Source organism: Nocardia sp. BMG111209 (genome assembly GCF_000381925.1).
Lineage (GTDB): Bacteria > Actinomycetota > Actinomycetes > Mycobacteriales > Mycobacteriaceae > Nocardia.
The window spans coordinates 349779-364377 of record NZ_KB907310.1 but is presented as its reverse complement, the minus strand read 5'-3'; the positions used below and the strand labels follow the sequence as shown (position 1 = coordinate 364377).

Genomic DNA, 14599 nt, shown 5'->3' with positions numbered 1-14599 from the left:
CGACGCCTCGAACAGATCGCGCACGGCGAGCTGCACATCGAGGGCCGCGCCGAGGCGGGCGGTCACCTGGGTGGCGATCAGCGAGTTGCCGCCCAGTTCGAAGAAGTCGTCGTCCACGCCGACGCGCGCGACACCCAGGACGTCACCGAAGGTTCCGGCGACGATCTCCTCGATCGGCGTGGACGGCGCGCGGAAGACCTTCGCCTCGAACACCGGCGCGGGCAGCGCGCGGCGGTCGAGCTTGCCGGAGGCGTTGAGCGGGAAGGCATCCAGCACCACGAACGCCGACGGCACCATATAGGCGGGCAGCGCGTCGGTCAGTTCGGCGCGCACCCGATCCGGGTCGATCGGGCTCGCCGGCACCAGGTAGCCGACCAGTTGGTCGCCGAGCCGGTCGTCGGACCGGACAACCACGACCGCCTGCGCGACGGATTCGAGGGCGGTGAGCGCGGATTCGATCTCGCCGAGCTCGATCCGCAGGCCGCGCAGCTTCACCTGGAAGTCGGTGCGGCCCAGGTATTCGATCTCGCCACCGGGGGTCCACTTCACCAGGTCGCCGGTGCGGTACATCCGCTCACCGGTGCCGTGCGGATCGGCCACGAACCGGTCCGCGGTCAGGTCCGGGCGCGACACGTAGCCGCGCGCCAGCTGCACGCCCGCGAGATACAGTTCGCCCGCGACACCCGGCGGCACCGGCCGCAACCGCGAATCCAGCACGTAGACACGGGTGTTGAACACCGGGCGGCCGATCGGCACCGACGCGGTGTCGGCGTCGGTCACCTCGTGATAGGTGACGTCGACGGCGGCCTCGGTCGGACCGTACAGGTTGTGCAGGCCGGCGCCGGTCAGTTCGACCAGGCGCCGGGCCGTGGTGGCGGGCAGCGCCTCGCCGGAGGCGAACACCCGGAACAGCGAGAGAGCCTGCGCGGCAGCGTCTCCGGCGGCGTCCAGGGCGGCGACGAACACCGACAGCATGGACGGCACGAAATGCGCCGTGGTGACCCGCTCGGCGGCGATGACCTGGAGCAGGTACGCCGGATCCCGGTGCCCGTCGGGCTTGGCGACCACCAGGCGCGCGCCGACCTGCAAGGGCCAGAAGAACTCCCACACCGAGACGTCGAACGTGGCCGGCGTCTTCTGCAGGACGGTATCGGTCTCGTCGAGGTCGTACTGGTCCTGCATCCACACCAGGCGGTTGACGATCGCCCGGTGGCCGATGACCACGCCCTTGGGACGGCCGGTCGAACCGGAGGTGAAGATCGTGTACGCGGCGTTCGAATCACGTAGCGGGGCAAGCCGATCCGCGTCCGACACCGGCGCGTCCGAATATCCGGACAGGTCGAGTTCGTCGATGCGCAACGCACCGGCCGGGACGGTGTCCGCGTCGGCGGCGGTCGTCAGCACGCAGAGCGGGGCGGCGGTCTCCAGCACGTACTGGGTCCGCTCGGCCGGATGATCCGGATCCAGCGGCACGTACACACCACCGGCCACGCTCACCGCGTACATGCCGAGCACCAGCTCGATCGAGCGCCGCATACCCAGCGCCACCGGCACATCCGGGCCGACACCGAGCGAGATCAGGTGCCGCGCCAGCCGATTCACCCGTCCGGCGAATTCGGCGTAGGACAGACTCGTCCCCTCGAACGTCAGCGCGATCGCGTCCGGGGTGCGGGCCACCTGCGCGGCGAACATCGACGGCAGCGTCAGCGCCCGGGTACCGGCCGCCTTGCCGAGTACCAGCCGCTCGACGTCGTAGGCGGTCGCGTTCCAGTTGCCGAGCACCAATCGGCGCTCGTCGGCGTCGAGCAAGTCGATATCGCCGACCACGACGGCCGGATCGGCGGCCACCGCCGCCAGCACCCGCAGCAGCCGCTGCGCGAAACCCGCGACCGTGCGCGCGTCGAACATATCGGTGGCATAGGCGAATTCGGCGTCCATACCCAGCACTGCCCCGTCGGGAGCGAAGCGCTCGGTCAGGTTCAGGTGCAGATCGAACTTCGCGGTGACCACGTCCAGCGGCACCGCGGCCACCTCGAGGCCCGGCAGTTCGAACGAGGCCGCGCCGGTGTTCTGGAACGACAGCATCACCTGGAACAACGGATGCCGCGCCTGCGACCGCGCCGGGTTCAGGATCTCCACCAGCCGCTCGAACGGCAGATCCGCCTGCCCGAACGCGGCCAGGTCGCCATCCTTCGTCCGGGCCAGCACGGCCGCGAAGGTGTCGCCCGCCGGTACCGCGGTCCGCAGCACCAGCGTGTTGACGAACATGCCGATGGCGTCGTCGAGGACGGCCTCACCGCGACCGGCGACGGCGGTGCCGACGGCGATGTCGTCGGCGCCGGTCAGCCGGGCCAGCAGGGCCGCAAAGGCCGCGTGCACCACCATGAACAGGCTCGCGCCGTGTTCGCGGGCCACCGCGTGCGCGGCCCGTACCACCTCGGCGTCGACCGAGAACTCGTGTACGCCACCACGATTCGAGGCGACGGCCGGACGCGGCCGGTCCGATGGCAGATCCAGCTGATCGGGCAGTCCGGCCAGCGACCGGGACCAGTAGCCGACCTGCCCGGCGATCAGCGACTGCGCGTCGTCCTCGGAACCCAGCGTCTCCCGTTGCCACAGCGCGTAATCCGCGTACTGCACCGGCAGCGGCGCCCAGCCCGGCGCCGCACCGTGCGAGCGCGCCGCGTAGGCGATCATCACGTCCCGGGCCAGCGGTCGCATCGACCAGCCGTCACCGGAGATGTGGTGCACCACCACGACCAGCACATGGTCCGGCACCGGTCCGTCGATCCGGAACAGGCCCGCCCGCACCGGCACCTCGGCGGTGACGTCGAAACCACCCAGCACCAGTTCGCCGATCCGATCCGGCAACTGCGCCTCGGTGATCGGAATCGGTTGCAACACAGGGTATTCGGAGCCCACAGGCAGGATCACCTGAACGCCTTGGCCGTCGGCGGTCTCCGGATACACCGTGCGCAGCACCTCGTGCCGATCGACGACATCCGCGACGGCCTGCCGCAGCGCGTCCACGTCGAGGTCGCCGCGCAACCGCACCGCCAGCGGGAGGTTGTAGGCCGCGCTCGCTGTGCTGGTCGCGGTCGCTCCGCTCCCGGTATCGAACCGGTTGAGGAACCACATCCGCTGCTGCGCCAGCGACAGCGGAATCCGTTCCGGCCGTGGGCCGGCCACCAGCGCGCGGCGGCCGCCGGCCCCCGCGTGACTCTCCAGCCGGGCGGCCAGCAGACCCACCGCCGGCGCCTCGAACAGCAACCGGACCGGGATGCGGGTGTCCAGCGCGGCGCCGAGCCGCGCGGTCACCTGGGTCGCGATCAGCGAATTGCCACCCAGATCGAAGAAGTCGTCGTCGAGACCGACCGGCCGCAGCGCGGCGGTATCGGCCCGTGCCGCCGCCAGGCCCAGCACCTCGGCGAAGACCGAGGCCACCAGCTCCTCGATCGGCGTGGTGGGAGCACGGAATTCCTGCGACAGGAACGGCGGATCGGGCAGCGCCCGGCGGTCCAGCTTGCCGTTCGCGTTGAGCGGCAGCGCATCCAGCACCACGATCGCGGCAGGCACCATATAGGAGGGCAGCCGGTCCGTCAGCCGCGCTCGCAGCGCGTCCACGTCCACCTCGTCGCCGACCACATAGCCGACCAGCCGGTCGCCGGTGTGCTCGTCGGAGCGCACCACCGCGACCGCCTGCGCCACCGAATCGTCCGCGGTGAGCGCGGATTCGATCTCGCCGAGCTCGATCCGCAGACCGCGCAGCTTCACCTGGAAGTCGGTCCGGCCCAGGTAGACGATGGCGCCACCCGCGGACCGGCGCACCAGGTCACCGGTGCGGTACATGCGGGAGCCGATCTCCCCGATCGGATTGGCCACGAACCGATCCGCGGTCAGGTCGGCCCGGCCGACGTAGCCGCGCGCCACCTGGTCGCCCGCGAGATACAGTTCGCCCGCGACCCCCGGCGGCACCGGGTGCAGCCGCGAATCCAGCACGTACGCCTGGGCATTCCACACCGGCAGGCCGATCGGCACCGCGCCGCGGACCTCGGGTGCGACAGGCGCGTGGGTGGCGTGCACGGTGAATTCGGTGGGGCCGTACAGGTTGTACAGCGCCGCGTCGCCGATGCGGCGGAACGCGGCCACCGTCTCGCCGGTGAACGCCTCACCGGCGATCAGCAGCGCGCGCAGCGACGAGATCGACGCCCGTCCGGCACCCGCGGGGAGCCGCGCATCGGATGCCGTCTCGCCGACCGCCCCGGCGAATACGGTGAGCATCGACGGGACGAACGAGGTCATCGTCACCTGCTCGGCGGCGATCACCTCGGCCAGGTACTGCGGATCGCGATGCCCGTCGGGACTCGCCACGACCATCCGGCCGCCGACCGCCAAGGGGCCGAACAGCTCCCACACCGACACGTCGAAGGTGGCGGGGGTCTTGAACAGCACCACATCCCGCTCGTCGATGCCGTATTCGCCCGTGATCCAGCGGATCTGGTTGACGACGGCCGAGTGCGGCACCGCCACGCCCTTGGGCCGGCCGGTGGAACCGGAGGTGAAGATGACGTACGCCGGATGCGACGGCCGCAGCGTGCCGTGCCGTTCCGCGTCGGTCAGCGGGGCGTCCGAGTAGGCCGTCAGGTCGAGTTCGTCGACGTTCAGCGTCGGCGCCTCGGTCGCGAAATCGTCCCGCGCGGTGGTCAGTACGCAGACCGGTCGCGCGGTGGCCAGCACATATCCGATGCGCTCGGCGGGCTGATCGAGATCCAGTGGCACATAACCACCGCCGGCCGCGTGCACGGCGTAGGCGGCGACGACCAGATCCACCGATCGCCGCATGCCCAGCGCGACCAGGCTTTCCGGCCGCACCCCGGCCTCGACCAGGCGACGCGCCAGCCGGTGCACCCGGCCCGCGAACTCGGCGTAGGTCAGGGTCTGCCCGGCCTCGCGGTCCACGATCGCCACGGCATCCGGGGTGGCCCGCACCTGTGCGGTGAACAGGTCGATCAGCGTTGCGGCCGAACCGATCTCGTGCCGGGTGTCGTTCCACACCCGCAGTTCCTGCAACGCCTCGGTGGCGTCCAGCAGCGGGAAGTCGCCGATCGGCCGGTCCGGGGTGGACACGATGGCCTTCAGCAGCCGCTGGAACCGGCGAGCGAACCGTGTGATCGTCTCGGCGTCGAAAAGGTCGGTGGCGTAGATGAATTCGGCGACCATGCCGCCCGGCGCCGGCGTGCCGTTACCGCTCGCGGACGCGACCTGCGCCTGTTCCGTCAGCACCAGCTGCAGGTCGAATTTCGCCGTATCGATCGGCAGGTCGACCCCGCTGACCGTCAGGCCCGGCAACTCCAGCGAGTTCTGCCCGGTGTTCTGGAACGACAGCATCACCTGGAACAACGGATGCCGCGCCTGCGACCGCGCCGGGTTCAGGATCTCCACCAGCCGCTCGAACGGCAGGTCGGAGTGCCCGAACGCCGCGAGGTCGGCCGCCCGCACCGACTCCAGCAGGTCACCGAAGCCAACGCCACCGTCCACCTCGGTGCGCAGCACCAGGGTGTTGACGAACATGCCGATCAGGTCGTCGAGCGCGCGCTCGCCACGACCCGCCACCGGGGTACCGATCGCGATGTCGGTCTCCCCCGACAGCCGCGACATCAGCAGCGCCAGCGCGGCATGGGTCGCCATGAACAGCGTCGCGCCGCGCGCGCGGGCCAGTTCGGCCAGCCGCGCGTGCACGTCGGCGTCGATGCGGAAGGTGTGGGTCGCGCCGCGGCCGGAGGCGACCGCCGGACGCGGCCGGTCGGCCGGCAGGTCCAGCTGTTCCGGCAGGCCGCGCAGGGTGTCGCGCCAGAACGAGATCTGTTGTGCGATGACCGATTCCGGGTCGGCCTCGTTGCCGAGGACCTCGCGCTGCCACAGCGCGTAGTCGGCGTACTGGACCGGCAGTGGCTGCCAGGCGGGTTCGCCGCCGTCGACGCGGGCGCCGTAGGCGGCCATCACGTCCCGGGTCAGCGGGCCCATCGAGAAACCGTCCGCCGAGATGTGATGCACCACCAGGCCGAGGATGTGCTCGGTGGGGCTGATCTCGAACAGCCGGGCCCGGAACGGCACCTCGGTCGTCACGTCGAAGGCGGTCAGCACCAGCTCCGAGAGCCGTTGCGGCAGTTCGGCCTCGGTGACCTCGATCGGGGTCAGATCGGGGATGACCCGTCCGGTCGGCACGATCTGCTGATACGGCGCACCGTCGGATTCCGGATAGTGGGTCCGCAGCGATTCGTGGCGGGCCAGGACGTCCGCCACCGCGATCTGCAACGCCTGCCGGTCCAGCAGGCCCGAAAGCCGTACGGCCGCAGGGATGTTGTCGACCGCCGACTCCGGATCGAACCGGTTGAGGAACCACATGCGCTGCTGGGCCAGCGACAACGGCACCCGGTCGGGGCGCTGCTGCGGCTCGAGCGGTGCGTGGTTGCTCGTGTCGGTGCGGGTTTCGGTGCGGGCGGCGAGGGCGGTGACGGTGGGTGCGTCGAACAGGTCGCGGACGCCGACGCGGGTGTGCAGTGCGGTGGACAGGCGGGCGGCGACCTGGGTGGCGATCAGGGAGTTGCCGCCGAGGGCGAAGAAGTCGTCGTCGAGTCCGACCCGGTCGGCGCCGAGGACCTCGGCGAACACGGTCGCGACGATCTCCTGTACCGGGGTGGTGGGGGCCCGGAACACCGCCGCTTCGACCGTGGGTGCGGGCAGGGCCTTGCGGTCGAGTTTGCCGGAGGCGTTGAGCGGCAGCGTGTCCAGGACCATGAAGGTGGCGGGCACCATGTAGCCGGGGATACGGCGGGCCAGTTCCTCGCGGATGTCGTCGACGTCGATGTGGTGCCCGCCGGTGGGGGTGAGGTAGGCGACGAGCTGGTCGCCGGTGTAGGGGTCGGTGTGGACGATCACGACCGCTTGGGCGATCTCGTCGAGTCCGGTGAGGGCGGTTTCGATTTCGCCGAGTTCGATGCGCAGGCCGCGGAGTTTGACCTGGAAGTCGGTGCGGCCCAGGTATTCCAGTTCGCCGGTGCCGGTCCAGGTGACGAGGTCGCCGGTGCGGTACATGCGGGCGGTGGGCTGGTGGGGGTCGGCGACGAAGCGGTCGGCGGTGAGGTCGGGGCGGGCGACGTAGCCGTGGGCGAGCTGGATACCGGCGAGGTACAGCTCGCCGGGGACCCCGGCGGGGACCGGCCGCAGCCGGTTGTCGAGGACGTAGACGCGGGTGTTGTGGACGGGGCGGCCGATGGCGACGGTGTCGAGATCGAGGTCGGTCAGCGCGTGGTGGGTGACGTCGACGGCGGCTTCGGTGGGGCCGTACAGGTTGTGGACCCGGGCCCCGGTCAACCGGGTGATCGCCTGAGCGGGCTTGGCACCCAGCGCTTCACCGGAGGCGAACACCAGACGCAACGACCGGCACAGCCCGTCGTTCCCGGTGGCCACCGCAAGGCCGGCCGACTCGGCCAGCGCCGCAACGAATACCGCCAGCATCGACGGCACGAAGTGCGTGACCGTCACACCCTCGGCCGTGATCACCTGCATCAGGTACTCGGGATCGCGGTGCCCGTCGGGTTTCGCGACGACCAGGCGTGCGCCGATCTGCAAGGGCCAGAAGAACTCCCACACCGACACGTCGAACGTCGCGGGGGTCTTCTGCAACACCACATCGTCCGCGGTCAGGCCGTACTCGGCCTGCATCCACACCAGGCGGTTGACGATCGCCGCATGCGGCACCGCCACACCCTTCGGCCGGCCCGTCGAACCCGAGGTGAAGATCACGTAGGCGGTGTCGGCCGGGCGCAGCGGATGCCGCCGGTCCGCGTCGGTCACGGGCGCGATCGAATAACCGGACAGTTCCAGCAGATCGATGCGCACCTGCGCGGTGTCGACGTCGAGATCGGTCCCCGCGGTCAGCACGCAGACGGGATCCGCGGTGGCGAGGATGTATTCGGTGCGCTCGGCCGGATGATCCGGATCCAGCGGCACATACGCGGCACCGGCGACGGTCACCGCGTACATGCCGACCACCAGATCGATCGACCGCCGCATACCCAGCGCCACGAACGACTCCGGGCCCACACCACGTTCGATCAGCCAGCGCGCCAGCTTGTTCACCCGCGCCGAGAACTGGGCGTAGGACAGACTCGTCCCCTCGAACGTGACCGCGGTCCCGTCCGGAGTACGCGCGGCCCGATCGGCGAACAACGCGGCCAGCGTGGCCGGACGGCCCGCCAGTACGGTCGCGACGTCGAAATCGGTGTCGTTCCAGTCGGCCAGGATCGTGCGGCGTTCGGCGGCGTCGAGCGGATCGATATCGCCCACGGCGACACCGGGTTCCGCGACGACCGCGCTCAGCACCCGGATCAGCCGTTCGGCGAGGGTGGTGACGGTCGGCTCGTCGAACAGGTCGCGCAGATAGCCCGCCCGGATCCGCAGCCGCGAATCCAGTTGTGCGATCAGGGTCAGCGGGTAGTGCGTGGCGTCGGCGGCGTGCAGCCCGGTGACGGCCATACCGTCGATATCGGCGGCCTGGCGCTGAATGCCCTCGGCGTCCACCGGATACGACTCGAACACCACGAGACTGTCGAACAGCCCGCCGATCCCGGCCACGGCCTGGATATCGGCCAGGCCCACGTAGTGGTGGTCCAGCAGATCCGCCTGCTGCCCCTGCACTCTCGTCAGGAGCGACCGCACGGACTCCGCCGGATCGAAGGCGACCCGGACCGGAACGGTGTTGATGAACAGGCCGACCATGGATTCCACCCCGGACAGCCCCGCGGGCCGGCCGGACACCGTGGTACCGAACAGCACGTCGTCACGACCGGTCAACCGGCCCAGCAGCACACCCCACGCGGTCTGCACCACCGTGTTCACGGTGACACCCAGCTCGGCGGCCACCGCGACCAATCGCGCGGTCGCGGCCTCGCCGAGCTCGAAGAAATGCTCCCCGGCCAGACTGGTGATCTCCCGGCCGGACTGCGGGCGGGTCAGCAGCGTCGGCTCCGACACTCCCGCCAGCGCCTGCCGCCACACCGTCAACGACGCCGAATGATCCTGGCGGGCAAGCCATTCCAGGAATCCGCGATAGGACCGCACACTCGGCAACGCGGTGGTGTCACCACCGGTGGCGTACAGCATCAGCAGATCCCGCATCAGCAACGGCATCGACCAGCCGTCGAGCAGGATGTGGTGATTCGACACCACCAACTGCCATTCCCGGGTACCGGTCCGGATCAACGTGAACCGCATCAACGGCGGCGCCGCCACGTCGAAGCGCTGCTGCCGATCCGCGATGACCAGGTCCTCCGCGCGACCGGTCGCCGACCGGTCGTACTCGGCCCACGGCACATCGAGGCCGTCGACGACGACCTGGATCGGGGTGCCGTCACCGTCGGTGACGAAGGCGGTGCGCAGGCTGTCGTACCGATCCAGCAACGCCTGCGCCGCATTACGCAACCGGCCCGGATCCACCCGGCCCGACAACGTCAGCACCACCTGCGCGGTATACACATCCACCGACGACGCCGCCAGCTGCGCATGGAACAACAACCCCGCCTGCAACGCCGACAACGACCACACCTCGGCCACCGCCGGGAACCGCCGCGTCACCACCTCGATATCGGCCTGCCGCAACCGCACCAACGGGAAATCCGACGGCGTGAACCCACCCGCCTCCGGCGACTGCGCATGCCGCGCCACCGCCTCCAGCGCCCGCACCCACAACCCACCGAACTCCGCCACCGCCGCCGCATCCAACAACGTTGCCGGATAACCGATCTGCGCCGACAACCGATCCCCCGCCACGATCGCGTTCACATCGATCGGCGCCATCGCCGGCATATCCGCGTCGTAACCGGCGCCCAGCTCTCCGAGTTCGGGAGCGGGCACCCAGCCGAAGCCCCGGAGGGCTTCCGGGACAGCGGAATCCGAGATCCGGCCGAGATAGTTGAAGCTGATCTGGCCCGGCGACCGCACCGGAAGCCGGTCGGCGGTCTCGGGATTCAGGTAACGCAGCATGCCGTAGCCGAGGCCCTTGCCCGGCACCGCCAGCAGCTGTTCCTTCACGGCCTTGATCGCGCGGCCCATCGCCGGCCCACCGGCCAGCGCCGCATCGACGTCGATACCGGCCAGGTCGAACCGCACCGGGAAGATCGAGGTGAACCAGCCCACCGTGCGCGACAAATCCGCGCCCGGCACCGCCTCCTCCTCGCGACCGTGCCCCTCCAACCGGATCAGCACCGAATCGTCCCCGGCCACAACGGCTCCGGCGCCGCGCGCGCCGCCCTGGTCCCGCCACTTCGCGACGGCCAGGGCCAGCGCGGTGAGCAGGCCGTCGTTGACGCCGCCGTGGAACAGTCCGGGCACCGTGGTCAGCAACGCCCGCGTGACCTCCGCGGAGACCTCGACGCGATGCTTCGCGATGGTTCCGGTCACATCCACGGCCGGATCGAAGGCCCGGGTGGTCAGCAGCGGATCCGGTCCGTCGACCACCTCACGCCAGCGGTCCAGTTCGCCCGCGCGGTCCACGGCCGCACGCTGCAGGGCGTGCGCCCAGGTGCGCATGCTGGTCGCGACCGGTGGCAGCACCGCCGGCCGACCGGCCGCGATCTGTCCCCACGCGGCCACGAAGTCCGGCACCAGGATTCGCCACGACACACCGTCGACGACCAGGTGGTGCGCGGCCACCAGCAGGCGGCCCGCGCGGTCGCCCGCGCCGTCCGGGCCACCGGCGGACGGCTGCAACCAGGCGAACCGGATCACCACGCCCGCTTCGGGATCCAACCGGCCCACCGCGGCATCCAATGCCGCCGTGGCGATCTCGGTCAGGCGCGCGTCGTCGACGCTCGCGTCGAACACCACATGGTCGATCAGCGCGTCGACCTCGACGGCGCCCGGCGCCGCCGTCTCCACGATCCACTCCGCGCCGGCGTGCCGGCGCAACCGTGCCCGCAGCATGTCGTGCCGGTCGACGACGGCCGCCACCGTGGCCACGATCCCGGCGCGGTCGATCCCCACCGGAAGTTCCAGTGCCAGTGACTGATTGAAGCGGCGCAGCGAGCCCGGCCGCTCGACCATGAACCGCACCACCGGGGTCAGCGGCATCGCGCCGACACCACCGCCGGGCAGCTCCGCGAGGACCGCGGGCCGGTCCGCGCCACCGGCGGCGTCGGCGACGCCGGCCAGGCCCGCGACAGTCCGCTGCTCGAACACGTCGCGCGGCGAGAACACCACGCCGCGCGCCTTCGCCCGCGACACCAGCTGGATGGACACGATCGAATCGCCGCCCAGGGCGAAGAACGAATCGTCGATACCGACCCGGTCCACGCCGAGCACCTCGGCGAACACCTCGGCGATGGTCTGCTCCACCGTCGACCGCGGCGCCCGGAACGACACCTCGGCGGCGAAGACCGGCTCCGGCAACGCCTTCCGGTCCAGCTTGCCGACCGGGGTCAGCGGGATCCGGTCGATCACCATGATCGACGACGGCACCATGTAGCCCGGCAGCCGCTGTTCGACGTGTTCGGTCAGCACCGCGGTGTCGATCGGGACACCGTGCGCGGCAACCACATACGACACCAGCGAGGTGACGCCCGCCGCGTTCTCGTGGCCGACGGTGACCGCGAAGTCGACCGTCCCGTGCGAGGCCAGCGCCGCGTCGATCTCGCCGAGTTCGATGCGGAAACCGCGGACCTTGACCTGGAAGTCGGAGCGGCCGACGTATTCGACCTCGCCGTGCTGGGTCCAGCGCACCACGTCGCCGGTGCGGTACATCCGCTCGCCACCGGCGTAGGGATTGGCCACGAACCGTTCCGCGCTCAGGCCCGGCCGCGCGTGATAACCGCGCGCCAGCTGGATGCCCGACAGATACAGCTCACCCGCGACACCCACCGGCACCGGCCGCAACCGCGCGTCCAGGATCAGCGACTGCATGCCGCGGATCGGACCGCCGATGGCGACCGGATCGCCCGCCGTCAGCGGCTCGCTGATATTGGTCATGATGGTGGTCTCGGTGGGACCGTAACCGTTGTAGAAGCGGCGGCCACCGCCGGCACCGCTCGAACCGTCCGGCGCCGCACCCCATTTCGCCACCAGATCGGCCGGTACGGCCTCACCGCCGGCGACGACGGCGTGCATCTCGGTGAGGGCCGCCGGATCCAGCGAGGCCAGCACCGACGGGGTGAGGAAGGTGTGGGTCGCGCCCTCCCGGCGGATCAGTTCGGTGAGCTCCTCGCCGCCGTAGATGCCGGGCGGCACCACCACCAGCGTGCCGCCGCGGCCGATCGCGAGCAGGAATTCCAGCATCGAGGCGTCGAAGCTCGGCGACGCGAAATGCAGTGCGCGGGTATCGGTGCCGACGTCGTAGCGGACGTTCTGCTCGGCGGTGAAGTTGGCCAGGCCGGCGTGTGTGACGACGACACCCTTGGGCAGGCCGGTGGATCCGGAGGTGTAGATGACGTAGGCCGGATGTTCCGCCCGCAGCGGCCGCACCCGATCGGCCTCGGTCACCGCGGCGGCCGGGTAACCGTCGAGCGGCTGTTCGTCCAGCACCAGCCAGTCGACCGACTCCGGCAGTTCGGCGCGCACCGACGAAACCGTCAGGCCCACCGGGGATCCGGAATCGGTGACCATGTGCGCGATCCGGTCCGCCGGATAGGTCGGGTCGATCGGCACGAACGCCGCACCGGCCTTGGACACCGCCCATTCGGCGAGATACGACTCGTCCGAGCGCGGCACGGCGACCGCGACCAGATCCTCGGCGCCGATGCCGCGCTCGATCAGCAAGCGCGCCAACCGGTTCGAGCGTTCGTCGAGTTCGGTGTAGGACAGGCTGCGCCGTGGCGAACCGTCGAGCGGGGTGAAGACCACCGCCGGACCGTCCGGATTCGCCGCGACCGCGGCGGCCAGCAGTTCCGGCAGGGTGCGAACCGGTTCGGCGGGAAGTCCGGTGCGCGCCACCAGATCCGCGCGCTCGGCCGCGTCCAGGATATCGATCGCGCCGACCAGGGTCTCCGAATCGGCGGCGATGGTTTCCAGCACTCGTACCCAGCGCTGCACCAGTTCCGCGACGGAACTCTCGTCGAACAGATCGGTGGCGTAGGTCAGCGCCAGCGCCATACCGGCGTGGCGGGTGTCGTCGGACCGGCCCGTACCGTCGGTGCCGGACACCTCGGTCGCGACCACGGTCGGCATCTCCGACAGCGTGAACTGCAGGTCGAAGCGGGCGATGTTCTCTTCCAGATCCAGCGGCGACACCGTCAGACCCGGCAGCTCCAGGGTGGTGCGGTCCAGATTCTGGAAGGCCAGCATCACCTGGAACAGCGGATTGCGGGCCTGGGACCGTTCCGGCGCCAGCAGTTCCACCAGCCGCTCGAACGGCACGTCGGCATTGCCGAACGCCTCGAGATCGGTGTGCCGGACCCGGTCCAGCAGGCCGGTGAACGGTTCGGCCGGATCCAGCGCGGTGCGCAGCACGAGGGTGTTGACGAACATGCCGACCAGGTCGTCGAGGGCCTGTTCGCCGCGGCCGGCCACCGGGGTGCCGATCGCGATGTCGTCGCCGCCGGACAACCGGCCCAGCAGCACCGTGACCGCCGCGTGCATCACCATGAACAGCGACGAACCCTGTTTGCGCGCAACATCTTCCAGCGCGGTGATCAGATTCGGCGACAGCGTGCGGTGCAGGGTGGCGCCCCGGTGCGAGGCGACCGCCGGCCGCGGCCGGTCGGCCGGGAGGGTCAGTTCGTCGGGGATGCCCGCGAGCGCCTGCTGCCAGTACCCGACCTGCCGGGCCAGCAGCGACTGCGCGTCGTCCTCGGAGCCGAGCACCTCGCGCTGCCAGACCGCGAAGTCGGCGTACTGCACCGCCGGCGGCGCCCAGCCGGGCACACTGCCCTGGGTGCGCGCGGTGTACGCGGCCATCACGTCCCGGGCCAGCGGGCCCATGGAGAAGCCGTCGGCCGCGATGTGGTGGACCACCACCACCAGTACGTGTTCGGCGCCCGCGACGGTGGCCTGTACGCCCATGTCGACGCGGAACAGCCGCGCCCGCAACGGGACCCGCTCGGCGACGTCGAATCCGGTGGATACGAATTCGGTGACGGCGGTGAGCAGTTCGGTATCGGCGACCGGATATCCGCGCAGATCGAGGGTGACCTGTTCGGCGGGCAGCACCTGCTGCATCGGCACGCCGCCGTGCTCCGGATAGCGGGTGCGCAGCGACTCGTGCCGGCGCAGCACATCGACGATCGCCAATTCCAGTGCGGCGGTGTCGAGTTCGCCGGACAGCCGGATCGCCAGCGGCAGATTGTAAGCGGCGGAGGCCTTGTCGTACTGGTTGAGGAACCACATGCGCTGCTGCGCGAACGACAGCGGCACCAGCTGTCCCGCCGGGCGGCGGCGGGCGACGAGCGCGGGGCGCCGGTCCCGGTCGTCACCGGTGTGCGATTCCAGCCGCGCGGCAAGGGTTTCCACCGTCGCGGCCTCGAACAGGGCGCGCACCCCGACGGAGATGCCGAGGGCGGCGCCGATCCGCGAGGCGACCCGGGTGGCGATCAGCGAGTTGCCGCCCAGG

General features: G+C 70.6%; 1 protein-coding gene (running past both ends of the window). It reads right to left on the bottom strand.

All 14599 nt of this window come from inside a single coding sequence — locus tag G361_RS0139735, non-ribosomal peptide synthase/polyketide synthase (protein WP_019932726.1), on the bottom strand. Of the gene's 44151 coding nucleotides, 16187 precede the window and 13365 follow it; the stretch shown corresponds to coding positions 16188-30786 (codon 5396, partial, through codon 10262, complete); the first complete codon in reading order (the gene reads right to left) occupies window positions 14596-14598. The start codon and the stop codon both lie outside this window.